This window comes from Lentzea sp. NPDC006480, from assembly GCF_040611995.1.
Taxonomy (GTDB): domain Bacteria; phylum Actinomycetota; class Actinomycetes; order Mycobacteriales; family Pseudonocardiaceae; genus Lentzea.
Window position 1 is genome coordinate 1 of sequence record NZ_JBEXPJ010000049.1, and the last position, 25,213, is coordinate 25,213.

Here is a 25,213-nt window from a genome sequence, read left to right on the forward strand (position 1 = left end):
GGGGGGGGGTAAAAACATTATTAAATTGGGGGGCGCCCCCGGGGGCAGCCGCCCCTTCTCGCTGTCTCAGACCACTCGTACCGGCATGTGCTTGGTGCCCAGCATGAAGTTCGACCGCAGCCGCTCGATCGGGCCGTCGAGATCGAACCGCAGACCCCGGTCGCGCAGCAGCTCGAACAGGATGGTGATCTCCTGTCGCGCCACGGTCTGACCGATGCAGCGGTGGTTGCCGACACCGAACGCGATGTGGTGGTTGGGCGAGCGCGTGACGTCGAAGCGGTCGGCCTGGTCGAACACGTCCTCGTCGCGGTTCGCCGAGGCGTTCCACAGGGTCAGCTTGTCGCCCTTGGCGATCGCGACGTCGCGGATGGCGGTGTCGCGGGTCGCGGTGCGCTGCACATAGGCGTTGGTCGAGGTCCAGCGCAGGATCTCGTCCAGCGCGGTCGGCAGCACCGACGGGTCGCCGTAGAAGCGGTCGGCCTGGTCCGGGAACTCGGCGAACGCCGCCACCCCGGCACAGGCGGTGTACGGGGTAGTCTCGTTGCCACCCACCACGACGTTGAGGCTGTTGTAGAGGATTTCGGCGTCGGACATCGGGCGGCCGTTCACGCACGACCTGAGCAACATGCTGACCAGGTCGTCGCCCGGCCGGTCCCGGCGTTCGTCCGCCAGGTCGCCCAGGAAGTCGAAGAGCTCGACCTGCGCGCTGACCAGGGCCAGCTCGCCATCCCGGTACTCGCCGTCCTCGGACCCGATCATGTTGCGGGTCAGTGCGAGCAGGTGGTGAGCATCCTCCGTGGACAGTTCGAACATCGCCGCGAGCACGCCCGCCGGCAGTTCCGGTGCGACCTCGACGGCGAAGTCGCCACCTCCGGCCGCCACGATCCGGTCGAGCGCGCTGCTCGCGTACCGCCGCACGCTCTCGCCGATGACCTCCAGCATCCTGGCCGCGAAACCCTGCTTGACCTGCTGGCGCAGCAGGCGGTGCTCCGGCGGGTCGGCGCAGATCAGCATCTGACCGGTGGCGCTGTCCTGGGCGCTGCCGAACGAGCCGCCCATGACGGTGCCCTGCTCGGAGCTGAACGTCGACGGATCCAGGTACACGTCGTGGATGTCCGCGTACTTCGTCAACGACCAGAAGCCGCCGTCGGGCGACGGGTTCCAGTGCACCGGCTCGTTGGCCCGCAGGTGAGCCCACACCTCGTGCGGGTCGCCGTGCACGAACAGGTCGGTGTCGGTGAGATCGATGGTCCTGGCGGTGGTCACGACACCATCACCCCTTCCCGCGTGCGGTCCACGAGCTCGGCCAGCTCACCCAGCACGCTGTTCTCGAAGACCGCGCGGGGCCGCAGCGTCACCCCCAGCTCCTTGCGCACCAGCGAACGCACCCGAACAGCCAGCAGCGAGTGGCCGCCCAGGACGAAGAAGTCGTCGGCGGCACCGACGTTCTCCACGATCAGCAGGCGCTCCCACAGCTCGGCGAGGTACCGCTCGGTCTCGGTGCGCGGGGCGACGTGGTCCGGGCGCTGCCGCAGCCGGCTGGACGCGGTGTGGCCCAGATCCTCCCAGTCGCGCTTGCCGTGCGGGTCGGTCGGCATGGCGGGCAGCACGATGAACTCGCTCGGCACCAGGAAGTCGGCGACGCGGCGGTTCAGGTCCTCGCGCAGTTCCTTGAGCGACAACGACTCCACCGCGGGCACGAGGAACGCGACCAGCCGCTTGTCCCCCGGCTCGCCCATCGCGATGACGGCCGCTTCCCGGACGTCCGGGTTGGCGCACAACGCGCGTTCGACCTCGCCGGGCTCGACCCGGTAGCCGCGGACCTTGACCTGGGTGTCGAACCGGCCCAGGTACTCCAGCACACCGTCGTTGTCGCGCACACGGTCGCCGGTGCGGTACATCGCACCGCCGTCGGCCGCGAACGGGTCGGGCACGAACCGTTCCGCGGTCAGGTCGGGACGGTTCAGGTAGCCCCGGCTCACCCCCGCGCCGCCCACCCACAGCTCACCCGGTTCACCAGGCGGCACCGGGTGGAAGCCGGGATCGAGCACGTACAGGTGGTAGCCCTCGAACGCGCTGCCGATCGGCACGCTCTCCATGTCCTCCGGCACTTCGGTGACCTCGTACGCGGTGCACGCGGTCGTCGTCTCGGCCGGGCCGTACAGGTTGAACAGCCGCCCGCTGAACTTGCTCGCGAGCAGGTCGCGGCACGTCGACGGCAGCAGCACGTCGCCGCCGGAGTGCAGCACCCGCAGCGGTGCGAACGAGTCGCGGTCGACTTTCACCGCGTGGTTGATCGCGATGGCAGGAGCCAGCATCACGGTGATCCGGCGGCGCTTCAGCTCGCGCTGGAGGTCGCCGTCGAGCAGCTCAGGGATTGACGGCAGCACCACGAGCTCGGCACCCGCCGCGAGCGTGCACCAGATCTCGAAGTTGGCCGGGTCGAAGGAGATGCTCGCGACCTGCGCGGTGCGGTCGTCCGGGCTCATCTCGGGCAACGCCGGGTTCAGCGCGAAAGCGACCATCTGCCGGTGTTCCAGCACGATCGCCTTCGGCTGGCCGGTCGACCCGGAGGTGTACAGGACGCAAGCCGCGTCGGACGGTTCCGGGCCGGGCAACGGGTCCGCGGACGGCTCCGCGGGTTCACTGCGCCAGTGCAGCACTTCGACGTCCGGCAGCGCGGTCGCGAGGTCCGGCTCGGTGATCACCAGCCGCACTTCACCGGCCGTGATCATGTGGTCGCGCCGGCCGCTCTCGTACCGCGTGTCGATCGGCAGGTACGCGGCACCGGCCTTGAGCACACCGAGCACGGCGACGACGACGTCCACGCCGCGATGCAGGTGCACCGCGACCCGGTCCTCCTTGCCGACCCCGAGCCCGGCGAGCCGATGCGCCAGCGCGTCCGAGCGGGCGTCCAGCTCGGCGTAGGTGAGCTGCTGGTCGTCGTCGGCGACCGCGGGCCTGCCGGAATGGTCCCGCACACTGCGCGCGAAAAGTTCCACGAGCGTCTTGCTGGTCACGATTCCCGCCTCATTCCTTGAAGTCGCGTGCGATGACGTCGCGAAGTTCCGCCGGGGCGCTGAGGAAGTCGAAGAAGTCGCCCTTCAGCACGTGGTGTGTCACGTCGCCGTACTCGGCCCACTCACCCATGTCCCCGGCCGGCACGATCGTGTCGTCGGCCCAGCCGATCGTCGTGACAGGACACTTGAGCGGCCGGACGGGTGGCGCGTGGTCGACGCACATCTCGATGTCGTTGCGCAGCACCAGGACCGACAGCTCCAGCAGCTCGGGCGCCGGTATCGGCCCGCCGAGTCTCCTGGTGATCGCCAGCAGCTCCTCTGCCAGGTGCTCGTCGGACATGCTGGGGTGGAACGGTTTCGACACCCCGAGGTACGGCACGTACGAGGACGACGCGAACAACCGCTGCGGCTTGTGGTCGAGCCGATCCGCGACGGCGTGCGCGAGCAGTGCGCCCATGCAGTGCCCGAAGAACGCGAACGGCCGGTCCAGGTACGGCGCGAGCTCTCGCGCGGCGTCCTCGGCGAACTGATCGAAGCTCGTGTACGCGGGATCCCGCATCCGGTTCTCCCGGCCGGGCAGCTGCACCGCGCACACCTCGATGTCGCCGATGCGTCCGGGCCAGTCGCGGAACGCGGACGCGCCCGCGCCGGCGAACGGGAAGCAGAACAGCCGTTTCGCGGCGTCCGCGTCGGGTTCCAGCAGCAACCAGCGTCCCATCGATCACTCCGCTCCGGTCGGGGTTCGCGGCACAGGGCCGGGGCGCATGTCGCGCCACAGCTCGGCCACCTGGTTCAGGCAGGCCTGTCTGCTGCCCGAGAAGCCGGTCGGCCGCCATCCCCGGGGCGTCGTGAGATGAGTGGGCCAGATGCTGTACCGGCCCTCCGCGTTCACCACGACCCGGAAGAAGAACAAGCCGCAGTCGGCCCGTGCCATGTGACCTCCCGAACCTGCCTGGCGCCCGAAGTTAGGCGCCAGGGGTTAGGAAGGGGTTATGAGAGCGCGCGTAACCGTTGCCCAACTGGCGGTTCGTACGGTGATGGCCGGCCTGCGTCAGTGCTCGGGATGGTCCATGAGAGAACGCACTGACGCCGATAGGGCACTGGTGTCGAGGACCCCCACCGACACCAGTGCCCGCTCCAACGCGATCAGCCAGTACTCGTAGTACCGGTAGGGCGTCTCCGGATCGCGCTCACCGATCGCCTTCACCAGTTCGGCGCGGAAGTCGTCCCACTCCAACGCCCCGGAGTCGGCCAGCGCGACGGCGAGGCCGAAAGCCCGGCTCTCCCAGGGGAATTCGAACAGCAGCTCGCCGTTGCTGCGCGGCACGTCCGCGGGAAGCTCGGTCACAGGACCGCCACCCCCACCATCGACTCGCGCGTCACGACGCTCGCCAGCCGTTCCTCGTCCCAGCCCTCGGTGCCCGCAGGCCGTTGCGGCACCGTGAAGTAGCGGATCTCCGCACTGGAGTCCTGCACCCGGATCTCGACGTCCTCGCCGAGTGGCAACGCGAAGTCCTGCGCCAGCACCTGCCGCGGTTCGGCGACCATGCGCGCGCGATATTCCGGGCTCTTGTACCAGTTGGGTGGAATGCCGAGCACCGGCCACGGATAGCACGAGCACAAGGTGCACACGACGACGTTGTGCACGGTGTCGGTGTTCTCGACGGCGACGAGGTGCTCGCCCTGCAGGCCTCCGATGCCGAGCTCCGCACAGGCTGCCGTCGCGTCGCTCAGCAGGCGTTCCTTGAAGTCCGGGTCCACCCAGGCCTTCGCGACGACCTTCGCCCCCAGCAACGGGCCGATCTCGGACTCGTAGACCTCGACGATGTCGTCGACCGTGTCCGCGCCGATCAGCCCGCGTTCGACGAGCAGCGACTCCAGGGCTTTGACCCGAGCGCGCAACTCCGCGTCGTCCGACACGAATCCCTCCCCAGGGTCACGTCACCGGTTCGAGGTAGCTCTCCCAGACGTCGACACACACCTCGTGGTCCCCTTTACCCCAGAGGTCCTGGGCCCTAAACCCCACGTTGTAGGTGTTTTCCGGGTTCTCGCCCTCGTGATGCGCGTTGGTGTCCGGAAGCACGAACGCGGGGTCGACCCGCCTGATGATGCCGACGTGCCCTCGTACGTACGCGGGCAGCCTGGTGTGGCCGGGTTTCGCGTCCTGAACAGCGCGCACCTCGGCGCCCACCTCGTACTTCGGCGGCGGGGCGGGCCGGTCCAGCGAGGCACCGAACTCCAGGGTGTCGCGGAACAGGTCGAACAGCTCCGGCTTGTCCTTGCCTCGCACCTCCTCGTCGGGTTCTTCGAGGAACTCCGCGACGCGCTCGCGCAACACGGCCGCGTCCAGCACGCCGAGCTCGGTCAGGTTGGTCTCCAGCGCCACCAGCCACTGCTCGAAGTAGCCGGTGGAGCGGTAGTCCTCCACCGGCATGCGTTCGCGGGCATGGCGGTTCTCATCGCGGTTGTACAGCCCGATCGTCGACGTGGCCATCGTCAGGCCGAACACCTTGCGTTCCCAGTCGTGCGCGAACAACGGCTCGTCCGGGTCGAACCGCACGGGCCCGAAGCCCGCGGCTCCGCCCAGGTCGTGTGGACCGTCCATGCGGCCCATCGTGGCAGCTGGCGGTTACGCGGTCAGTCCAGTCCGGTCCGCCTCGGCCAGCCACACATCGCGCGGCCAGGTGAAACCCTCGGTGAACGCATCCAGCAGCGTGGCCAGCAACGGGTGTCGCCTGCCCTTGAGCCACGCCAGCGACCACGGGTAGACCGGCGTCGGATCGGTCAGGTAGACGACGGTCGCGCGCGAGGTGGGCGGCAGCTGCATCCGGCCGCCCACCAGCGTGGCCACGTCCGGGCGCGCGGCGACGTCGTCCACCAGGTGGTCGAGGCTGAGCGACGGGCCGGAGAAGTCCACCCGCAAGGCCCACGACCTGGCGAACTCCTCCAGGTAACCGGCCCACTCGGCAACGGCACCACCGATCGGCGCCCACAGCGGAACATCGCGCAGTGAGGTCAGGGCGACCGAGTCGGCGGCGGCGAGCGGGTGGTCGCGGCTCACCAGCAACGCCAGCGGTTCCAGCAGCACCAGCTGGTGCTCCAGCTCCGCGATCTCCCGTGGCGCCAGCGAGTGCACGCGCCCGAACGCCGCGTCGGCCTCTCCGCTGTGCAACGCGGGCAGGGCGTTCGGCAGCCCGTGCCGCATGCTCACCTCGATCGGGAGGTCCTCCACCCGGCGCAGGGCGTGCCGGACGAGCTGCATGGGCGCCAGGCGTTCGTCGAGCACGTCGACGCGCACGGTCTGCCGGGTCTCTTTGAGGGACGCGAGCGCGGCGTCGGCGGCGGCCAGCGCGTCGATCGCGTACGGGAGGAAGCGTTCGCCCACCTGGGTGAGCTCGACTTTCTGGGTGGAACGGTCGAAAAGTCGTGCCGACAGTGAATCCTCCAGTTTGCCCACTCGCTTGGAAAGGGCTTGCTGGCTGACGTGCAGGCGTTCCGCGGCACGTCCGAAGTGCAGTTCTTCGGCGGCCGTGACGAAGGCTCGCACCTGCCCGAGGTCCAGTTCCACTCCCCCATCCTGCGTAACAACCACTGGTTGTCAAGCCGGGCGTGGTTGTTGTTGGACCGGGGAACCCTGCGAGGAGTTTCCTGGGATAGACCCGTTTTCGACTGTTCCACGGGAGTCCAAATGTCCACTGTGGAGAAACGTAGCCGCGAGAGGGTGACGGCCCCCGAGGCGAATCCTCGCCGGTGGCAAGCGTTGGCCGTGCTGGCGCTGGTGCAGTTCATGATCGTCATCGACAACACGATCGTGAACATCGCCCTGCCGTCCATCCGGAACGACCTGGGGACCTCGCAGGCGGGTCTCGCCTGGGTGGTCAACGGTTATCTGCTCACCGCGGGTGGCCTGTTGCTGCTCGGTGGGCGGTTCGCCGACCTGTTGGGCCGCAAGAGGATTTTCGTCATCGGCACGTCCGTGTTCGCGCTCGCGTCGCTCGCCAGCGGTGCGGCGTGGACGTCCGGCATGCTGATCACCAGTCGCTTCCTGCAGGGCGTCGGTGAGGCGCTCGCGTCGCCGGCCGCGCTGGCGTTGATCGTGCTGATGTTCACCACACCCAAGGAGCGCGCCAAGGCGCTCGGCATCTGGGGTGGTCTGGCCGGCATCGGAGCCACCGTCGGTGTCCTGCTGTCCGGTGTGCTCGTCGACCTGGCCAGCTGGCGCTGGGTGTTCTTCATCAACATTCCCATCGCCATCGTCGCTCTGGTGTTGTGCGCCAAGCTGGTGCAGGACGCGCCTGCCAAGGGCGTCCGCCGCAAGCTCGACATCCCCGGCGGTCTGCTGGTGACCGGTGGTCTGATCCTGGTCGTGAACGGCCTGCTGCGCGCCGCCGAGCACCCCTGGGGCAGCTTCGGCGTGTGGGGCTCGTTCGTCGCCGGTTTCGTCCTGCTCGGCCTGTTCGTGCTCGTCGAGGCCCGTTCCGACGATCCGATGATGCCGTTGCGGTTCTTCGCGAACCGGACGCGCGTGTCGGCCAACGCCGTGACGATCCTGCTGACCAGCGCGATGGCCGCGATGTTCTTCCTGGTCACGCTGTACGTCCAGCAGGTGCTGGGTTATTCGCCGCTGCAGTCCGGGCTCGCCTACATCCCGTTCTGCGTCGCGTTCGTGCCCGGCATGGTGCTGTCCACCCAGCTCGTGACGCGATTCGGCCCGAAGACGGCGATCATCGTCGGGTTCGTGGTGTCCGCAGCCGGCATGTTGCTGCTGGCCCGCATCGACGCTTCCGGCTCGTTCTGGGGCCAGCTGGTGCCGGCGACCGCGGTGCTCGCGTTCGGTCTCGCCATCGGCCTGCCCGCGCTGCAGAACGCGGCGCTGCACGAACTGTCCGACAAGGACGCCGGACTCGGTTCCGGTGTGCAGACCTCGGTGCAGCAGCTGGGTAGTGCGCTCGGCCTCGCGGTGCTGACGACGATCGCGCTGAACCACGCCACGAACGCCGTGCACACCGGTGTCGCGCAGAACGAGGCGACGGTGTCCGGGTATCGGCTCGCGTTCGTGGTGGCGGCGATCGTGCTCGCTGTCGGAGCCGCCCTGGTGGCCGCCTTCATGGAGAAGGTGAAGGCGCCGGAGAACGCCGTTCCGGTCTGATCCACCGCACAGCGAAAATGCCCGGCAGGTGATGCCGGGCATTTTCGCTATGCCGCGCAACGGTACATGGCGGCTATGTCGTCTTTCGTGGCCGCGAAGCGCCAGTTCTCTCGGACTGGCCCGTAGTTCAAGGCGTCTGCGGCGAGCTCATCGGCGTCGTCCACCGGGAAGCTCTGCCGCACACCGAGTTGGTCGAGCAGCGTGGTGAGCCCGTCGGCGAAGTCGCTGGCGCCGAAGCACGACGCCAGGTCCGCGTCCCGCTGTTCCTGCACGTGCCGGCTGGCGCGCAGAACCGCGGGCGCCACCACCACGTTGGCGATCCCGTGCGGGATGCCGTACCGCTGGGTGAGGGGATATCCGAGCGCGTGCACGAGGCCCGCGTTGGCCTGGGCCATGGCGAGGTTGGCCTGCAGGCAGCCCGCGCTCAGCTCGCCACGGTCTTCCGAACGCAAGGAAGTGACTACGCGCTCGACCCCGGGCAGCGCCAGCGCGTCGCTGAACGGCGTGGCCGCACGTGCGAGATAGGCCTCGGCGCCGTGCATCAACGCGTCCAGCGCGCACGCGAGCATCGCCGAGTGCGGCAAAGTCGTGGTCAGGTCCGGATCGATGACCACCGCGCGGGGAACCAGCGAGGCACCGCTGATCGCATGCCTGTGGTGTCCGTCCGTCACCACCGCGTGCGAGGACACCTCGCCGCCGCTGCCTGGTGTGGTCGGCACGGCGACGAGAGGCAGGGCCGGTCCCTTCGCCTGTTCGAGGCCGTACAGGGACTCCAGTGGCTCCTCGGAGCCGTGCAGAGCGATTGCGGCCTTGGCCACGTCGATGACGCTGCCGCCGCCAACGGCGATCACACCGTCGTGGCCGGGCAAGGCGTCGCGGCAAGCGGTCACCTCGACGGCACTGGCCGCCCCCGAGATGAACGCGGCGTGGGGAACGTCCAGCGCATCCCGGCACCCGGCGACCTCTGGGGCGCGAGGCGATCCGCAGACGTAGACGGATCGGGGAACGTCCAGCGCGTCCAGCACCCGCTCCACAACGCGAGCGGCGAGCACGCCGTGGTCGGTGACCACGAGTGCCCGCCGCATTCCGCACTCCCGCACTACCTCCGGGAGCTGCGTGGTGGATCCGGCGCCGAACCGCACGCTGGGCGGCAGGCGCAGTCTCATCGCACCCTGCCTCCCGACACGGCGAGGCTGGACGCGGCCGCCGCCGGCCGTTCGAAACCGCTGACCGCCCAGTCCAGCGCGGTCAGGATGTCGAAGATCGGCACGGACGAGCTCGCCCGCACGTCGTCCAGCACGGCGGGCAGCATCGTGCACTCGCACACGATCGCGCCCAGCGACGGTTCGCGTGCCAGCATGTCCTCGACGACCGACAGCAGATCGCGGCGCATCTGCTCGCGCAGCGCGGGCGTGATCTCCTTGGTCTCCAGGAACTCCAGCCACGACCGGTGCTCCCCGACGCCGCCGAGCACGACCGGGAAGTCGTCCGAGCTCCAGCCGCTGGCGCGGAAGTTGCGCTCCCCCACCGCGTCGGTGAAGAACGTGAGCACCCCGACCGGCCGGTTCCCGACCAGCTTCGAGACCGCCGGCACCAGCGCGAGGCTGGAGGTCACGACGGGCACGGTGACCGCGGCGCTGAGCTCGTCCTGCAGCAGCGCGATCAGCCCGCAGTTCGCGGTGATCACGGTGGCGCCCTTGTTCTCCAGCTCGTGCGCCGCCTCGACGTACAGCGGCAGCATCTCCTCAGCCTCGGCCTGGGTGCGCGGGGTGCGCGAGCCGGCGACGACGTGCCGGATCACCGGGTAGCCGAACGTCTCCGCCGACGCCATGCAGCCCGGCACGTCGGCCATCTTGCCCTCCAGCATGAGGATTCCTAGGACACCCATGCCCGCACCTGCCTCTCGACGCCGGCCGCGTCCAGCTCGAACGCGCGCAGCTGCTCGGCGTAGTCGCCGATCTCCTTGACGTACGCGTCCGGCAGCCCGATCCGGCGCAACGGCACGGGCGCGTGCTCGGCGAGCACCTCGGCGACCGCGCTGCCCAGCCCGCCGATCGTCGAGTGCTCCTCGACGCTGACGACCCGGCCGGTCCGCGACGCACTGCGCACCAGCAGGTCGCGGTCGATCGGCTTGATCGTCGGCATGTCGATCACCTCGACGTCACCGAGGCGTTCGGCGGCCTTCAGCACCTCGGGCACGATTGTCACACCGCACGTCACGACGGTGAGCCGATCACCGTGGCGCAGCACGCGTCCGCGGCCGATCTCGAACGGCTCGTGCGCGTCGTAGACCTGTGGGCCCGGCTCCACCCCGAGCCGCAGGTACACCGGTGCGTTGTGCGCGAACGCCGCGCAGGTCGCGTCGTAGGCCTGCACCGCGTCGGCGGGCGAGATCACCGTGAGGTTCGGCAACGCGCGCGCCACCGCGACGTCCTCGATCGCGTGGTGCGTCGGACCGGAGAACCCAGCCGCGATGCCGGTGAACATGCCCGCGATCACCACCGGCGCGCGGTGGTAGCAGATGTCGAGGCGCACCTGTTCGGCCGCGCGCATCAACGCGAACGTGCCGAAGGTGTTGAGGAACGGGCGTTTCCCGCCCATCGCCAGCCCGGCCGCGGCACCCACGGCGCTCGCCTCTGCGATGCCGAAGTCGAGGAACCGGTCCGGCAACGACTCGCGGAACTTCAGGCCCCAGCAGTCGCCGAGGTCGGCCTCGACCGACACGACGCGGTCGTCCTGCAGCGCGAGATCGAGCTGTGCCATGCGACAGGCCTCGAACGCCGTCGTCGTGGCGGGGTCGAACCGCAGTCCCTCGCGGAGATCTGCCAGCGCCGTCATCGCGCACCCCCGAGCTCCTGCAACGCCTGTTCCTTGAGGTCGGCCGAGAGATGCCCGTAGTGCCAGGCGTTCGTGTTCTCGGAGAACGACAGACCCTTGCCCTTCACCGTCTTCGCGATGATCGCGGTCGGCCGGCTCCAGGTGAGCGGCAGCTCGTGCAGGACGTTCGACAGCTCGCCGACGTCGTGCCCGTCGACCTCGACCGTCGCCCAGCCGAACGCGCGCCACTTGTCCGCGAACGGCTCCAGCGCCATGATCTCCTCGGTCGGGCCGTCCTCCTGGATGCCGTTGCGGTCGACGATCACCACGAGGTTGTCGAGCCGGTAGTGCGCGGCGGCCATCGCGGCCTCCCACACCGAGCCCTCCTGGCACTCGCCGTCGCCGACGATCACGAACACCCTGCTCGGCAGGGCGTCGGCCTGAGCGGCCATCGCGAGGCCCACGCCGACCGGAAGGCCGTGGCCGAGCGAGCCGGTCGCGAGCTCTACCCCGGGCACCCCGGTGTGCGGGTGGCCCGCGAGCCTGCTGCCGGTCTTCTTGTAGGTGTCCAGTTCGGACACCGGGAAGAAGCCCGCCTCGGCGAGCGCGGCGTAGTAGGCGGCGCTGGAGTGGCCCTTGCTGAAGATGAGCCGGTCACGGCCTGGCCGGTCCGGATCCGCCGGGTCGACGCGCAGCACGCCGTCGAAGTAGAGCGTGGTCAGTATCTCCACGACCGACATCGAGCCACCGACGTGCGCGCCGGGCGAGTCGGCCGCCAGGTGCACGACGTGCTTGCGCAACGTGCGCGCCCTCTCAGCCAGATCGTTCACCATCGCGGGTTCCTCCCGTGTGCACCGGCCGCCCGCAGCAGGGACCGGTTGATCTTCGAAGTGGGTGTCATCGGCAGCCGGTCGACCACGTGCACGTGGCTCGGCACCTTGAACGACGCCAGGCGGGTGCGGCACCAGGTCCGCACGTCCGCGGCGGCCAGTCGTACGCCGGGCAGTGGCACGACGAACGCGGCAACGTCCTCGTCGGACAGTTCACCCGGCACGCCGACCACGGCGCCCAGCAGCACGTCCGGGTGTTCGGCGAGCGCTTCCTCGATCTCGCCGGGGTCGACGTTCTCGCCCCGCCGGCGGATCACGTCGGTGCGGCGCGCGGCGAAGTGCACGTGCGCGTCGTCGTCCATCCAGCCCAGGTCGCCGGTCCGCAGCCAGGACTGCGCGAACGCGGCCCGGGTTCGCCCCGGATCGCGGTGGTAGCCCTTCATCAGCCCCGGCCCGCGCACCTGGATCTCCCCGACCTCGCCGGCCGGGGCGTCCACCCGCACTTCGGCGGGCGGCAGCGGCGTGCCCATCGAACCCGGCCGCGGGTCGTACGGATCGCCGCACAGCACCGTGTTCGTCTCGCTCATCCCGTAGCCCTCGACAACGGTCGTGCCGAACCGCTCGGTGAACGCGTGCGCCACCTCTGGCCGCGCGCCACCGCCGTAGACCAGCCGCAGAGCGTGCTTCCCCGGCTCGATGGGACTGCGCAGGACGAGCGTGAGCATCTCGCCGAGGTGCCGGAACACGGTCGCGTCGAACCGCGCGACCTGGTCCCAGAAACCCGACGCGCTGAACTTCGGCACGACCCCGATCGACGCACCCGCCTGCAGCGCGCTCACCGCGAACGACTGCCCGGCCATGTGGAACAACGGCAGGCACGCCAGCAGGCGGTCCTGCTCGTCCAGGCCGAGCCTGAGCACGAACGCCGGAGCCGGCGCGGTGTACGAGGTGTGGGTGAGCACGCAGCCCTTGGGCGCCCCGGTCGTGCCTGAGGTGTAGAGCAGGCACACCGGGTCCTCGGGGTCGATACGCACATCGGGCACGGCCGGCGCCGTCACGTCCAGCTCCCCCGGACCGATGGCGCGCCAGGGGCCTGGGCGATCCGTGACGACCAGCACGGCATCCGAGTGCGCGAGCAGCGGTTCCAGCTCGGCGTCGCGCAACGCCGGGTTCAGCGGCACCAGCACCGCCCCGAGCTTCGCGACCGCGAGCCACAGCGTGAGCAGGAGCGGTGAGTTCGGCAGCACCGCGGCGACCGCTTCTCCCCGGCCCACACCTCGTGAGCGCAGCACCTGCGCGCATCCGTTGACCCGGGCCGCGTAGTCCACATAGGACACGTCGGGGCCGAGCAGCACCGGCCGGTCGCCGAACCGGGCGACCGCCTCATCGAACAACTCCCCCAAAGTCATCTGGCCCAGCGTCATAACGCACCCCGGCGCAACACGTATGTCGGCGGTGCGCCGCGCTCGTGCACCCGCAGGCCGACGGCGCGGTAACCGCGGGCGAGGTAGCCGCCGAGCAGGTCTCGGCTCGTGTGCCGCCAGGAGATCGCGAGCTCCCGGTCGCGGGAGCTGATGGCGTAGACGTCCCACGGCACCTTGAGCAGCACGGTGTGGTCGTCGCACTCGGTCGTGGACCACGCGGGCACCGGCAGTCCGGTGCGGGAGAAGCGGATGTCGTTGACGGGCGTGCCGCCGCCGAGATCGCGCTGCCGGGGCACGTGCGGCACGTGCCAGGCGACGAGCAACCGGTCGGTCTCCAGGCCGGCGTTGAGACCGAGCCCGACGCCGTACGCGTTGACCACGTAGTCGACGCCGACCGCGCCGAGCTTGTTGAGGTTGAACACCACGTTGCGCCCGGAGAGCGGGTCGAACGTCCAGGTGATCAGCCGGAACCCGTGCTGGGCCGCGAGCTGCCCCTGGTACTGCTTGAGCCGGAAGCCGAGGCCGAGGTTCTGGTACTCGGGCGCGACCGCGGCGAGCACCGAGCACTGCTTGACCTCGTCGTGCTCCGTGACGCCGGGGAACGAGAACACGAACCCGGCGAGCTCGCCGTCGGTGGTGAACGCGCCGAGCACGAACCCGCCGTTCTCCTGGGCCGTCACCATGTCCAGCAACGGCACCTTGGCGATGTCCTCCTCGCCCCAGATGCGGCGTTGCAGGTCCTCGCACGCCGTGTACTCGTCGTGGCCGTCGACGCGGCGCAGCACGATCGTCTCGCCGCCGAGGGTGATCTTCTCCACCTCTGTGCTGCTGCTCGGTGTGATCGTCATGTCAGCTCCGCGAGTTCCAGGCCGGACAACGCGTTCAGGACCCGGCCGAGCCGCGCGAGGCCGTCGGTGAGCAGGTCGACCGGCCGGGCGTAGGAGATCCGGACGTAGCCGGGTGCGCCGAACACGTCGCCCGGCATGAGCAGCAGCCGTTCCCGGTCGAGCAGCTCGGTGCAGAGCTGCCAGGACGACGCCTCGGGCAGATCGACGCGGCAGCACACGTACGGCGTGCCCTGCGGTTCGAGCGGCTGGAGCTGGGGGTGCCCGGACGCCCACTCCCGGAACACCCGCCAGCCGTCGGTGAGCCGCTGCCGGTACTCGGCGAGGTAGGTCTCGCGGCGGCGCAGCACCGCCAGGCCGAGGTCCTCCAGCAGAGGCGAGTTGCTGATGGTCGTGTAGCGGCGGTAGTTCACGCACTTCTCGACCACGTCGGACGGGCCGACGAGCCAGCCGAGCCGCAGTCCGGGGAATCCGTACACTTTGGACAGAGAGCTGACCGAGCAGGAGCCGGGCACGTGGTGCACGACGCTGTCCTCGAAATCGGTCAGGTACTCCTCGTCGTTGACCACCAACGTGTTCGTCTTGCTCAGCGGCGCCCACTGCGAGTCGTCGAACGTGAGCCCGGTCGGGTTGTGCGGGCTGTTCAGCACAACCATGCGCGTGTCTTCACCGACTGCGGCAGCCGTCCTGGCACCGCCGTCGGTGTCACCGTTGGTCAGGTCGTAGTCGACGGTCTTGGTGGTCGCACCGAACCGGGCGGGCAGGTCGAGGGTCTGCTGCCAGCCGGGACCGCGCGCGACGACCTCGTCGCCGGGTTCGAGCAGGGCGGCGTAGAGCAGGTAGAGCGCCTCCTGGGCGCCGTGCGTGATCAGCACGTTCTCCGGGCGCACGCGGTAGAGCCCGGCGATGACCTCGCGGAGCTTCCCGGCGCCGCGGTCGACGTCGTAGCCGGCCTTCGTGGTCATCTCCGCGAGCAGCGGCTCGACGCTGTGCGCCTCCATGCCGCTGACCGCGAGGTCGACGTCGTACCGGCCGGCCGCCACGTCGAACAACCACTCCTGCGACCGGTAAGCGGGGACGGACATCTGAGGGCCTCCTTCAGGCACGGGACCGCAGGCGCCGCAGCTCCGCGGCGACCTCGGCGTCGGACATGCTCTCCACGGTCCCGGCGAGATCGGGCTCGGGATCGGGCGCTTCGGCGGGCATCTCCTCGATCAGCTGCGCGAGCGACGCGACCGTGCCGGTCTGGAAGAGCTCCAGGACGGTGAGCCGGGAACCGAGGTGGGCGTTGATGTCGGCGACCAGTTCGGTGGCGAGGAACGAATGCCCGCCCAGCACGAAGAAGTCGTCGTCGCGGCCGACCTGCTCGACCTCGAGCCGGGCCGCCCACAGCTGTGCGAGCGGTTCCTCCAGCGGCGACACGTCCTCGATGCTCCTGCGCTCCTGCTCGGGGATGTCCTGCTCGGGCTCCCAGTCGGGCAGTCGCGGCTCCGGCAGCTCGTCGAGCTTCTGCTCGGGTTGCCTGACCGCCTCGGCGAGGATCTCCTGATACGCCTGGCAGATCAGCTCGGCACTGGCCTGGTCGATCCAGTCGGCGTTGTACTCGAACCGGGCGCTCAGACCCTCCAGCTTCTCGTCGAGCACGAGCTCGAAGTCGAACCGCACGGTGCCGTTCGACATCCCGTCGCAGCGCATCCGGACGTCCGGGCCGAACTGCGTCACGCCGCGCATCATCGGCGTGCCGCCATAGCTGAAGATGGTCTGCGTGATCGGGTTGGACTGGCCGTTGCGCGCCGGCTTGAGCTCCGCCACCAGCTTGCCGAACGGCAGGTCCGCGTGCTTGAGCGCGTCGAAGGTGACGTCGCGGACCTGGTCGACCAACTGCCCGAACTCCGGGTTGTCCGCGAGCGAGGCGCGCAGCACGACGGTGTTGGTGAGACTGCCCGCGACCCGTTCGAACTCGGGCTGGTCGCGGCCGGCGAGCGGGGTGGCGACGGCGATGTCGTCGCGGCCGCTCAGCCGCATCAGCAGCACCTGGTAGGCGGCCAGCAGCACCATGAACACCGACGAGTTCCGCTTTTTCGCAAGTTGGTCGGCATTGGCTGCGGTGGACGGCTCGATCTGGAACGCGATCGTGCGCCCGTCGAGTCCCGGCCGCTTGGGGTGGTCGTAGGACAAGCCGAGGCCGGCGTAGCCGCGCACCTGCTCCCGCCAGTAGCCGAGCAGCTCTTCCGCGCGGTCGCCGGTGATCTCCTGCTTCTGCCAGGTGGCGAAGTCGCCGAGCTGCACCGGGTTCGGGTCGAGCTGAGCCTCGGTGCCGGTGACGCGTGCGGTGTAGCACTTCGCGAGCTCTTCCACGACCACGCCGATCGAACCGCCGTCGGCGATCGTGTGCGACGCGACCCAGACGAGCACGTGCCGTTGGTCAGCGAGCCTCTGCAGCTCTGCGGTCCACAGTGGACCCTTCTCCAGGTCGAACACCGTGCGTGCCAGCTCGAACTGCCTGGTGGCCGCCAACGTGTCCGGCTCCTCGTACCCGCTGAGGTCGGTCTGCGCGAGCTCGGTTTCGAGGTGCGGATGAACGATCTGCCGCAGGCCGTCGGGCGTGGCCTCCAGGGTCGTCCGGAGCGCGTCGTGCCGTTCGATCACGTCGTTGAGGGCACCGGTGAGCGCTTCGGCGTCGAGCGGCCCGTCGAAGGCGAAGCGGAACGGGACGTTGTAGTTCGGGACACCCGGCACCAGCCTGCTCAGGAACCACAGCTGCTCCTGGGCGAACGAGGCGGGGATCGGCCCGGCGGGGTCGGCGCGCGGGACCCGGTTCTCTCGTCCGGGTGTGCTCTGCCGCGCCTTGGCGACCAGTCGCGCCCGCTGCTCCGGCGTGAGCCGGGCGAGCCTGGCGACGGAATCGTTCACGGTTCCTCCTCGGCCGGTGTGGCTCAGTTGACGCGAAACTAGCCGCGAGGAGTTAGGAACCGGTTATGGCGCAGTCATTTCCGCGCCGAACAGCACCTTGACCGCCGTCTCCGCGCTCTTTCGGTCCTTTGTGGACCTCAATGCGGTGAAGGCGGCGGCGAAGTCGCCGTCTTCCAGGGCTTTCAGCAGCTCGTGGTCCGGTTCGCCGGGTTCCTTCCTCGCGACGCTCCTGAGGGCGGACTCGACCTGTTGCGGCTTGTGGGCGGGGATGTCCGTGATGACTCGTGGGGTGGCCACGCGGTCGAGGCCGGCCAGCGCCACGCGAGCCCACAACAGGTCCTTGGGGATCGCGTCGGCCGTGGTGATGATGGTGGCGCACGGGTCGGTCAGCAGCGTCTGGAGCAGTTCCGGGTTCGGGTACCGCTTGGTCAGGTGCGCCAACGACGTCAGCTCGGCGTGCCCGTGTGCCTGCAGTTCTTCGAGGTAGGTTTGGGCGGCCTCGTCGAACGGTTGACCCGCGCGGGTCACGCCCCGTTTGATCACGGGCGGCTGTGGCCAGGTATCCGGGTCGCTGGTGGGCGGTTTGTCAGCCAAGGCGAAGCGGATCGGGAGGCCGGCGTGCCGGGCGAAGTCCAGGTCGGCCTCGGAGTGCGCCGGGTTGACCACCACCGCGCCGGTGCCGAAGTCCGGGCGGACCCAGCCGGCGGTCCAGACGCCGATCAGGTCACCGGTCAGCGGATGACGGGCGTAGTGGCCGGTGAAGCCCTCCCCGCGCGCGAGCGGGTGGCCGGGGTGCACCGCGATGGCACACGCGCCGGGCAACGGCGACCAGTCGGTGATGAAGGTGTCGACCGTGCCGCCGTCCTCCAGGGGGAAGTGGATGATCGCGCCTGGGATGCGGCGGATCGCCTTGCGGTGCTTGGCGTCCACCTTCTCGCCCCACGACGGCCCGTCCAGCGCCGCATCCAACGCCTGGGGTGTGGGAACCCAGTCCTCGCCCAGCACCGGCCCGACGACCTCGCCGGGAGCTCCCCCGAACAACGCCTCACGCCGGCGATGTGCCTCCGCCAGCGTGGTCATCCGCTCTCGCAACACCTCATCGCCCGGTACACCAACGATGATCACAGCCATTTCTCTCCCCTCCCGTGACGTTGACGAAGGGAGCTTTCCCGAACCTGAGGTTGAAGAAAGCTCCCTTCATCAACGTCGAGTCAGTGAGGCGCGCTCGCGGTCAGCGGGCGGGTGGTGGTTTCCAGGCGGTGCAGCAACGAGGCCAGCCAGGACGCGCGGCGCGGGATGTCGGCCAGGAGGACGTGTTCGTCGACTGCGTGGGCGCCGCCGCCGTCGGCCCCCAGGCCGTCGATCGTCGGCACACCCGCAGCCGCGGTGACGTTGCCGTCGCTCACACCGCCCACCGCCATCTCGGTCAGCTCCCAGTCCGCGCACTCCGCGGCCAGCTCGACCAGGGCCTCGACGGCCGCGGTGCGTTCCATCGGCACCTTGTGCACGCCACCGGTGACGCGCACCGACGCACGCGCGTCCACACACCGCAGTGCCTGCACGGCCGAATCCACCCGCGCACCCTCGTCCGCGGTCCAGAAACGGCTCTCGAACAGCGCCGAAGCCCGTGCGGCCACCACGTTGCGGCCGGTTCCGCCAGCGACCTCGCCGACGTTCACCGTGGTCTCACCGTCGCTCAGATCAGCCAGCGCCGCAACCTGGTGCGCCAGCTCGACGACGGCGTTCACCCCGCCCGCGAAGTCGAGACCGGGGTGGGCGGCGCGGCCGGTCACCTCCAGGGTGTACATGCCGATGCCCTTGCGCCGCGTCTTCAGCGCACCACCCGGACCGCACGGCTCCAGCACCATCGCGCACCGGCTCCGCGCCGCCTCGGCCATGATCGCCTCTTGCGAACCGGGACTGCCGAGCTCCTCGTCGGCGTTCAGCAGCACGGTCACGTCTGGTGAGTCCAAAGCGGACAGTGCGGTCACGATCTGCACAAGCCCGGCCTTCATGTCGTACACACCGGGTCCGCGAGCCACGCCGTTGTCAACGGTGTACGGATGCTCCTTCAGGGTGCCGCGCGGCCACACGGTGTCGACGTGGCCCAGTAACAACACGGGCGAGCTCTGGGCACCGAACCGCGCCACCATGACCGGCGTTCCGGTCGATCCGGTCGACCGCTCGATCCGCCCGCCGGCCTCCGAGAGCAGACCGCCCAGCACGTCCTGCACCGCCAGACAGCCGAAGTGGTCGTCGGACGGTGACTCCAGCTCCACCAGCTGTTGCAACAGGCTCATCGCAACCTCCTCACGATGGCGTCGTGCACGTCCGGGACACCGAGGCCGTGCAGGTCGAGGATCTGCTCGTACTCGTCGCTGCGCGTGCAGAACACGTCCGGCACGCCGAACCGCAGGACCGGCACCGGCGAGTTCTCCAGCACCACGCCCGCGACCGCGCTGCCGAGGCCGCCGAGCGCGTTGTGGTCCTCGTACGTCACGATCAGCCCGGTCTCCCGAGCGGCGGCGACCACCGCGTCGGTGTCGAGCGGCTTCAAGGTGTGCATGTTCAGCACGCGGCACGAGATTCCGCGCGACGCCAGCAAAGACGCGACCTCAACGGCACGCGGCACGACAAGGCAGCCGGTCGCGATGATCGTGACGTCCGACCCCTCCCGCAACGTCACGGCCTTGCCGATCTCGAAGGAGTACTCCGACGAGTAGACCATCGGCGTGTCACCGCGAGATGCCCGCAGGTACACCGGCCCCTCGATCTGAGCGGCGGCCTGCGTCGCGAGATAGGCCTCGTAGGCGTCGGCGGGCGAGAGCACGGTGAAGCCCGGCAACGCCGTCGTCACCGCGATGTCCTCGGTGCAGTGATGTGTCGGGCCGGCGAAACCACCGGACAGTCCCGTGTAGTAGCCGATGACCTTGACGTTCGCCTTCGGGTACGACAGGTCCACCCGCATCTGCTCGCACGCCCGCATCGACGCGAAGACGGCGAACGTGTTCACGTACGGGATCCGGCCGGACCGCGAGAGACCGGCCGCGACACCGAGCAGGTTCGCCTCGGCGATGCCGATCTGCTTGTAGCGGTCCGGGAACTCGGATCCGAACGGCACCGACGGCAACCCCAGGTCGTTCTCCAGGGAGTACACGCGTTCGTCGGCACGGGCCAGGTCGAGCTGCGCCACGCGGCAGGTGGTCCGGCTGGAGGTGCCGTGCTCGGAAACCCAGGTGTCGAGTGACATCACGACCTCGCAAGCGCGGCGCGCAGAATGCGCCGCGTGTCGTCGACGGTGACGGGAACAGGATTGAGGCCCAAGTGAAACCCGTCGGCCTGCACCTTCTCCACGAGAGCGGGCAGGTGCTCTTCGGTGACGCCGACCTGCGCCAGCGTCGGGATGGGCAGCGAGGCGACCAGTGAGCGCACGAACTCGATGCCCGCTCGGCCCACAGCCGTCGAATCGCCGGAGGACCGCACACCCAAAGCGCGCGCGATGTCCGCGAACCGGTCGGGCATGTGCGGCAGGTTGTGCTCCATCGCGTCGGCCAGGAACAACGCCACACCAACTCCGTGGTGGACGTCGAAGAGCGCATTCACGGCGTGTGCGAACGCGTGATCCGCCGCACCCCCACCCTTCATCGAGATGCCCGCGGTCAGCGCCCCGGTCATCATCTGGTCGCGCGCACGCAGGTCGTCGCCGTTCGCAACGGCTTCTGGCAGCCAGCGGCTGATCGTCGAGATCGCCTGCAACGCCATCGCGTCCGCGAGCGGCTGCGACTCCACCGACGTGTACGCGCCGATCGCATGTGCCAGGGCGTCCACACCCGAAGCAGCGGTCGGACCGGCGGGCAGCGTCAGGGTCAACCGGGGGTCGCACAACGCGACCTGCGCGGGCGTCGCGACGACGTGCATCTTGAACGCCCGGCTGCTGTCGGTGATGATCGCGCCCGCCACGACCTCGCTGCCGGTGCCCGCGGTGGTGGGCACCTGAACCAGAGGTGGAGGCGTTCCGGTCACCTCGCGGGCACCGTCCTCATAGGACGTGATGCAGCCGCCGTCGGCGACGATCACGGCCGCGGACTTGGCCACGTCCAGCGAACTACCGCCGCCCACGCCCAGAATGCCGTCACAGCCCAGGGTGCGATACATGTACGCGGCCCCGGCGACGTGCTCCTCGGTCGGGTTGGTGCGCAGATCGGAGAACACCGTGTAGGACACGCCGGCGTCCTTCACCGACTTCAGCACCGGGTCGATCACGCCCGCGTCCAGCACGCCCTGGTCGGTCACCACGAGCACGTGACCGACTCCCAGCGAGCGCAACGCCTCACCGGCAGCCGCGGCCGCGCCCGGTCCGTAGTGGATCTGCGGCACGAGGTGGAAGAAGTTCACCACAACCTGCTTTCCCGCTGCCACGGCTCGACGTAGTCGATCGTCGACGCGTACGCGCGCAGCTCGTCGATGTTGGAGAGGACTTTCGTGAACGCGTCGCGGTACCGCTCGACCGAGTCCGGGTCGCGCAAGGACGCCATGCACAGCCGTTTGCCGACCACCAGCGACGAACGGATGACCTCCAGCGTCGCCGGGTAGTCCTCCTGCCGGTACGACTGGTCGCGCGAGGTCTTGCCGCACGTCCACGGGCACCCCTGGCCGTAGCCGGTCTTCTGCTGGAACAACGTCTGCCCTGGCAGCGGCCGGGTCTGGTACGACATGACTTCGATGCCCTCGGCCAGCAACGCGTCCTGCACCGCTTGGCGGAACAGGCCATTCGGCAACCCTGCGACCGAACCGTCGAACAGCACCCGGAAGTGGTGATACACATGCGTGCGGTCGTCCGGCACAAAAGGAGCACGCACACCAGGCACGTCGTCGAGCGCCTTCGCGAGCGTCCGCGCGCCCTCCTGCACCTGCGCGGTGTAGGTGTCCAAGCGGTCGATCTGGGTGCTGGTGAACGCGGCGACGATCCCGCTGAGCCGGTAGTTCCAGCCCATCGTGTGCGCGTTGTAGTCGCGGTCGCCGTTCGGGCCGATCGTCTCGCCGAACATCTTCACGGCGTCCGCCCGGTTGCGCAGCTCCGCCGACGACGTGGTCAGCAGACCGCCTTCGCCCGCCGTGGCGAGGTTCTTGCCCGCCATGATGCTGAACGCGGCCAGGTCGCCCAACGAGCCCGTGCGACGGCCGCGATAAGTGGCGGCGTGCGCCTGTGCGGCGTCCTCGATGACGACCAGTCCGTGCTTGCGCGCGAACGAGTTGATCGGGTCCATGTCGGCAGGCAGGCCGTGCAGGTGCACGGCGATGATCGCCTTCGTCCGATCGGTGAGCTTCTCCTCCAGCAGCGAGGGATCGATCGTGAACGTGTCCGGCGAGACGTCGACGAACACCGGAACGCCCTGGTGGTGCAGCACGCAGGTGGCGGACGCGAGGAAGCTCAGCGCGGGCACCAGCACCTCGTCACCAGGACCAACACCCGCGGCGGCCACCGCAGCGTGCAGTGCCGCCGTGCCGCTGTTGACCGCGATGCAGTGCTCAGCGCCGACGTGGGAAGCCCACTTGCGTTCCAGCTCGGGAACCCTGGTGTCGTTGAGCCAGCTCAGCTTCCCGCTCAGCAACGTGTCGGTGACAGCACGGACGTCGGCGTCCTCCACGATCGGCCAGCGGCTCTCGTCGACGCCCTCTGGCACGGCTGGAGCGCCACCGAGCACGGCGAGCGCGGTCACGACAGCACCTGCAGCTCGCGCGGCACCCGCCTGTCCGTCAGCACCTCGCAGCCGGTCTCCGTGACGACGACGGTCTCGCTGAACCCGACGTGCCCGTTCAGCTCCGGCACGATCAGCGACGGCACCAGGTGGAACACCATGTTGGGGCGCAACACGGTCTCGTCGCCGGGGTGCAGGTTCATGATGTGGCTCTCGTTCCAGCCGGGCGGGTAGCACACGCCGATCGAGTAGCCGGTCTCGTGCGTGTGGTCGCCGAACCCGTGCGCCAGGATCGCCTTGCGCGCGGCCGCGTCCACCTCACCGGACGTCGCGCCGGGGCGGATCGTGGCGATCGCCGTCTCCAGCGCGTCGATCACGGCCGTGGCCCGCCCGGTCACCGACGGCGGAGGCGTGCCGATGAACCCGGTGCGCATGTTCGCCGCGCTGTACCGCTTGACACAGCCCGAAAACTCCAGGAACACGATGTCGCCGTCGCGCAACGAGCGACCTTCCCACGTGCCGTGCGGCAGGCCGGACCGTTCGCCGCTGATGACGTACGGCGGGCTGCCGGGGTACTCGCTGCCGTGCCGCAACGTCGCGGCGTACACGGCGGCGGCCACGTCGTTCTCGGTCTTGCCCGGTCGCGCCTCGGCGAGTGCGTCGACCATGCCGGCCATGGCGGCATCAGCGGCCTGCCGGATGAACCCCAGCTCGGCGTCGGACTTCACCAGCCGGGCGGACTCCACGAGCCCGGTGCCGTCGACCCACCGCACGTCACCGAGAGACTCCATCAGCCTGCGGTAGGTGCGGATCGGGAAGAAGTAGCCACCCTCCTCAATGGACAGCGTCTTGCCCGCGACCCCGAGGCCGCGCACGGTGTCCACGGTGACCTGCACCGGGTCGTCGGTCACGGTGTAGTCGACGTGCCGGTCGAGCCACGACAGGCGTTCGACGTTGATGCGCTCCTCGCGGTAGGTCAGCAGGAGCGGCTCGTCGTCCACCGGCACCATCAGCACCTGGTACATGTAGTAGCCCAGCGTGGTGTAGCCGGTGAGGTAGTAGATGTTCTCCGGGACGCTGACCAGGGCGATGTCGACACCCCGCTCGGCCATTCCCTTCCGCACGGCGTCGAGTCGTTCCCGGTACTCGGGAAGGGAGAACGCCAGGTTGTCGTTGTCGCGCATGTCTCAGCTCCTGCTGAACTCGAGAAAGTTGTGTCGTGGGCCGTCTCGCCGCACGAACTGCTCGTCCTGCCACTCCCACACCCAGCCGGACCGCCGGCGCCCTCCGTACGGCGCGAGCGGCAGCTTTCGCCGGTGGGACAACCACGTCTCTTCGACGAACACCTGCCCGTGGCTGCGTCCCAGCCGTTCCGCGACGCCCGCGAGCCGCCCGAACGCGGTCGCGGACAACCCGTACGGCGAGCTCTCCGCCAGTTCCAGCGCCTCCGGGATCGAGCCGACCCGCTGGATCGCGATGACCGGGCCGAAGGTCTCCTCGCGCATGATCTTCATCCGGTGGTCCGCCCCCGCCACCACGATCGGCGGCACGAGCACACGGTCCTCGCCGTTGACGTTCATCGGCCTGCGCAGGCCGGTGCTGAGCACCACGGCGCCCTGGGCGACCGCGTCCTTCAGCTGGTCGTCGATCCGCTGCGCCACAGCGGGAGCGAGAGGCCCGACCTGCGTCTCGGCGTCCTCGGGCGCACCGCAGTTGAGCTCGCGCACGAGGTCGATCACGCGTTCCACGAACTCGTCGTACGCCGCCGACACCACGTAGAACCGCTCCGGTGACGTGCACGCCTGGCCGGCGTTGAACATGCTCGCCTCGACCGCCGCGGCCGCCGCCTGCTCGACCAGTGCAGGGCACAGCACCAGGAACGGGTCCTTGCCCGGCCCCTCGAAGACGAACTTCGTACCGGTGCCGCGGGCGATCGCCTCGTAGTCGGCGGCCCAGGTGTCGTCACCGAACGCCATGAGCGCGTCGATCTCGGGCTGGCGCATGGCGTGCGCGACGAACCCGGCACCGTCGTGGTCGATGAACTCGGCCGCGTCGCCCACGAGCTCGCTGAGGACTTCCGTCCAGGCACGGCGTTTGCGCGGCAGGCGCGCCAGGGTGGTGTTCCCCGCGAGGTGCGAGGCCGCGATCGTGGCGAGCGGGTTGCTCAGGATCGCGTTGCCCGGCAACGCGAGCGCCACCCGCCCCAGCGGCTGTCGTCCCACCAGCCACGACGTGACGTCCGCGAACGCCTCCAGCCGGCTCACCGCGAGCGCCAGGTCGGCGCGGATCACCTGGCGCGGGAAGGGAAGCAGGCTGACGGCGGCCTCCTCCACCTCGGCGGCCCTCGCCAGCAACCGCTGGCAGATCGCGGAGATGACGTCCAAGCGGCACGCCGTGTCCACTGTCGGACTCACGGCCACCACCCCCTTCCTCGGCAGGTGCCCGGACCGTACGAGCGCGCAGTTAGCCCCCAGTTACGGCCGCGCTCGCATAACTGGGCGCTAACTGCGCGGACA

Annotated in this window: 24 protein-coding genes; 1 reads left to right on the forward strand and 23 read right to left on the reverse strand. The window is 69.5% G+C overall.

The features are described 5' to 3' along the window. Positions 1-66: 66 nt before the first annotated feature. From ABZX92_RS20805 to ABZX92_RS20840, 8 genes are all read right to left on the reverse strand, one after another. Positions 67-1,266, reverse strand: coding sequence for a cytochrome P450 (locus tag ABZX92_RS20805; RefSeq protein ID WP_355561641.1), 1,200 nt, complete (start codon positions 1,264-1,266; stop codon positions 67-69). Beyond that, complete coding sequence (locus ABZX92_RS20810; protein WP_355561644.1) at positions 1,263-3,020, reverse strand: non-ribosomal peptide synthetase; 1,758 nt, start codon at positions 3,018-3,020, stop codon at positions 1,263-1,265. Before ABZX92_RS20810 ends, ABZX92_RS20805 begins: the two co-directional genes overlap by 4 nt. A 10-nt stretch (positions 3,021-3,030) precedes the next feature. After that, entirely contained in the window at positions 3,031-3,738 is a 708-nt protein-coding gene (locus tag ABZX92_RS20815) for a thioesterase domain-containing protein (protein ID WP_355561646.1), read from the reverse strand. Positions 3,739-3,741: 3 nt separating this feature from the next. Then, the gene (locus ABZX92_RS20820; RefSeq protein WP_355561649.1) at positions 3,742-3,954 is read right to left on the reverse strand and encodes an MbtH family NRPS accessory protein; all 213 of its coding nucleotides are present in this window, start codon (positions 3,952-3,954) and stop codon (positions 3,742-3,744) included. A 117-nt stretch (positions 3,955-4,071) separates the two neighbouring features. Beyond that, positions 4,072-4,368: a nitrile hydratase accessory protein gene (locus tag ABZX92_RS20825; RefSeq protein WP_355561652.1), complete on the reverse strand. Its 297-nt coding sequence runs from the start codon at positions 4,366-4,368 to the stop codon at positions 4,072-4,074. Then, a complete protein-coding gene (gene nthA / locus ABZX92_RS20830; RefSeq protein ID WP_355561655.1) occupies positions 4,365-4,940 on the reverse strand; it encodes a nitrile hydratase subunit alpha in 576 nt (191 codons plus the stop codon). The genes ABZX92_RS20825 and nthA overlap by 4 nt, the downstream gene beginning before the upstream one ends. Positions 4,941-4,956: 16 nt before the next feature. Continuing rightward, complete coding sequence (nthB, locus tag ABZX92_RS20835; RefSeq protein ID WP_355561658.1) at positions 4,957-5,625, reverse strand: nitrile hydratase subunit beta; 669 nt, start codon at positions 5,623-5,625, stop codon at positions 4,957-4,959. A 24-nt stretch (positions 5,626-5,649) separates the two neighbouring features. Next, positions 5,650-6,588 carry a LysR family transcriptional regulator gene (locus tag ABZX92_RS20840; RefSeq protein WP_355561660.1) on the reverse strand — a complete coding sequence of 313 codons (939 nt, stop codon included), beginning with the start codon at positions 6,586-6,588 and terminating at the stop codon, positions 5,650-5,652. A 153-nt stretch (positions 6,589-6,741) separates the two neighbouring features. Here ABZX92_RS20840 and ABZX92_RS20845 point away from each other — a divergent pair, with 153 nt between their 5' ends. Continuing rightward, a complete protein-coding gene (locus tag ABZX92_RS20845) occupies positions 6,742-8,169 on the forward strand; it encodes an MFS transporter (RefSeq protein ID WP_355561663.1) in 1,428 nt (475 codons plus the stop codon). Positions 8,170-8,216: 47 nt separating this feature from the next. Here ABZX92_RS20845 and ABZX92_RS20850 read toward each other — a convergent pair whose 3' ends face one another. From ABZX92_RS20850 to ABZX92_RS20920, 15 genes are all read right to left on the reverse strand, one after another. Next, complete coding sequence (locus ABZX92_RS20850; RefSeq protein ID WP_355561666.1) at positions 8,217-9,335, reverse strand: iron-containing alcohol dehydrogenase; 1,119 nt, start codon at positions 9,333-9,335, stop codon at positions 8,217-8,219. After that, complete coding sequence (locus tag ABZX92_RS20855; protein ID WP_355561668.1) at positions 9,332-10,057, reverse strand: hypothetical protein; 726 nt, start codon at positions 10,055-10,057, stop codon at positions 9,332-9,334. Before ABZX92_RS20855 ends, ABZX92_RS20850 begins: the two co-directional genes overlap by 4 nt. After that, a complete protein-coding gene (locus ABZX92_RS20860) occupies positions 10,045-11,007 on the reverse strand; it encodes a transketolase C-terminal domain-containing protein (RefSeq protein WP_355561671.1) in 963 nt (320 codons plus the stop codon). Before ABZX92_RS20860 ends, ABZX92_RS20855 begins: the two co-directional genes overlap by 13 nt. Further along, positions 11,004-11,819, reverse strand: a complete 816-nt coding sequence (locus tag ABZX92_RS20865) for a transketolase (protein WP_355561674.1) — start codon at positions 11,817-11,819, stop codon at positions 11,004-11,006. Before ABZX92_RS20865 ends, ABZX92_RS20860 begins: the two co-directional genes overlap by 4 nt. Then, entirely contained in the window at positions 11,813-13,225 is a 1,413-nt protein-coding gene (locus ABZX92_RS20870; RefSeq protein ID WP_355561676.1) for an AMP-binding protein, read from the reverse strand. The genes ABZX92_RS20865 and ABZX92_RS20870 overlap by 7 nt, the downstream gene beginning before the upstream one ends. 11 nt (positions 13,226-13,236) lie before the next feature. Next, positions 13,237-14,088, reverse strand: coding sequence for a GNAT family N-acetyltransferase (locus tag ABZX92_RS20875; RefSeq protein WP_355561679.1), 852 nt, complete (start codon positions 14,086-14,088; stop codon positions 13,237-13,239). After that, complete coding sequence (locus ABZX92_RS20880; protein WP_355561681.1) at positions 14,085-15,170, reverse strand: pyridoxal phosphate-dependent aminotransferase; 1,086 nt, start codon at positions 15,168-15,170, stop codon at positions 14,085-14,087. Before ABZX92_RS20880 ends, ABZX92_RS20875 begins: the two co-directional genes overlap by 4 nt. 13 nt (positions 15,171-15,183) lie before the next feature. Further along, positions 15,184-16,998 (reverse strand): condensation domain-containing protein, encoded by a 1,815-nt coding sequence (locus tag ABZX92_RS20885; RefSeq protein ID WP_355561684.1) that lies wholly within the window; start codon positions 16,996-16,998, stop codon positions 15,184-15,186. 63 nt (positions 16,999-17,061) lie between these two features. Beyond that, positions 17,062-18,129, reverse strand: a complete 1,068-nt coding sequence (locus ABZX92_RS20890) for a hypothetical protein (protein WP_355561687.1) — start codon at positions 18,127-18,129, stop codon at positions 17,062-17,064. 80 nt (positions 18,130-18,209) lie between these two features. Then, a complete protein-coding gene (locus ABZX92_RS20895; protein ID WP_355561690.1) occupies positions 18,210-19,298 on the reverse strand; it encodes a M20/M25/M40 family metallo-hydrolase in 1,089 nt (362 codons plus the stop codon). Then, entirely contained in the window at positions 19,295-20,248 is a 954-nt protein-coding gene (locus ABZX92_RS20900) for a transketolase C-terminal domain-containing protein (RefSeq protein ID WP_355561693.1), read from the reverse strand. Before ABZX92_RS20900 ends, ABZX92_RS20895 begins: the two co-directional genes overlap by 4 nt. Then, entirely contained in the window at positions 20,248-21,393 is a 1,146-nt protein-coding gene (locus ABZX92_RS20905) for an iron-containing alcohol dehydrogenase (RefSeq protein ID WP_355561696.1), read from the reverse strand. The genes ABZX92_RS20900 and ABZX92_RS20905 overlap by 1 nt, the downstream gene beginning before the upstream one ends. Next, complete coding sequence (locus ABZX92_RS20910) at positions 21,390-22,718, reverse strand: DegT/DnrJ/EryC1/StrS family aminotransferase (protein WP_355561699.1); 1,329 nt, start codon at positions 22,716-22,718, stop codon at positions 21,390-21,392. The genes ABZX92_RS20905 and ABZX92_RS20910 overlap by 4 nt, the downstream gene beginning before the upstream one ends. Continuing rightward, entirely contained in the window at positions 22,715-23,881 is a 1,167-nt protein-coding gene (locus tag ABZX92_RS20915) for a Xaa-Pro peptidase family protein (protein WP_355561702.1), read from the reverse strand. Before ABZX92_RS20915 ends, ABZX92_RS20910 begins: the two co-directional genes overlap by 4 nt. Before the next feature lie 3 nt (positions 23,882-23,884). Beyond that, complete coding sequence (locus ABZX92_RS20920) at positions 23,885-25,111, reverse strand: aldehyde dehydrogenase family protein (RefSeq protein WP_355561705.1); 1,227 nt, start codon at positions 25,109-25,111, stop codon at positions 23,885-23,887. Positions 25,112-25,213: the final 102 nt, after the last annotated feature.

What these genes read in the sequence shown, in the direction of transcription:
- ABZX92_RS20865 (WP_355561674.1), bottom strand. Translation starts at nt 11,819, where the DNA reads ATGGTGAACGATCTGGCTGAGAGGGCGCGCACGTTGCGCAAGCACGTC.
- nthB (WP_355561658.1), bottom strand. Translation starts at nt 5,625, where the DNA reads ATGGACGGTCCACACGACCTGGGCGGAGCCGCGGGCTTCGGGCCCGTG.
- ABZX92_RS20875 (WP_355561679.1), bottom strand. Translation starts at nt 14,088, where the DNA reads ATGACGATCACACCGAGCAGCAGCACAGAGGTGGAGAAGATCACCCTC.
- ABZX92_RS20860 (WP_355561671.1), bottom strand. Translation starts at nt 11,007, where the DNA reads ATGACGGCGCTGGCAGATCTCCGCGAGGGACTGCGGTTCGACCCCGCC.
- ABZX92_RS20850 (WP_355561666.1), bottom strand. Translation starts at nt 9,335, where the DNA reads ATGAGACTGCGCCTGCCGCCCAGCGTGCGGTTCGGCGCCGGATCCACC.
- ABZX92_RS20815 (WP_355561646.1), bottom strand. Translation starts at nt 3,738, where the DNA reads ATGGGACGCTGGTTGCTGCTGGAACCCGACGCGGACGCCGCGAAACGG.
- ABZX92_RS20880 (WP_355561681.1), bottom strand. Translation starts at nt 15,170, where the DNA reads ATGTCCGTCCCCGCTTACCGGTCGCAGGAGTGGTTGTTCGACGTGGCG.
- ABZX92_RS20820 (WP_355561649.1), bottom strand. Translation starts at nt 3,954, where the DNA reads ATGGCACGGGCCGACTGCGGCTTGTTCTTCTTCCGGGTCGTGGTGAAC.
- ABZX92_RS20855 (WP_355561668.1), bottom strand. Translation starts at nt 10,057, where the DNA reads ATGGGTGTCCTAGGAATCCTCATGCTGGAGGGCAAGATGGCCGACGTG.
- ABZX92_RS20895 (WP_355561690.1), bottom strand. Translation starts at nt 19,298, where the DNA reads ATGAGCCTGTTGCAACAGCTGGTGGAGCTGGAGTCACCGTCCGACGAC.
- ABZX92_RS20890 (WP_355561687.1), bottom strand. Translation starts at nt 18,129, where the DNA reads ATGGCTGTGATCATCGTTGGTGTACCGGGCGATGAGGTGTTGCGAGAG.
- ABZX92_RS20870 (WP_355561676.1), bottom strand. Translation starts at nt 13,225, where the DNA reads ATGACTTTGGGGGAGTTGTTCGATGAGGCGGTCGCCCGGTTCGGCGAC.
- ABZX92_RS20915 (WP_355561702.1), bottom strand. Translation starts at nt 23,881, where the DNA reads ATGCGCGACAACGACAACCTGGCGTTCTCCCTTCCCGAGTACCGGGAA.
- ABZX92_RS20900 (WP_355561693.1), bottom strand. Translation starts at nt 20,248, where the DNA reads ATGTCACTCGACACCTGGGTTTCCGAGCACGGCACCTCCAGCCGGACC.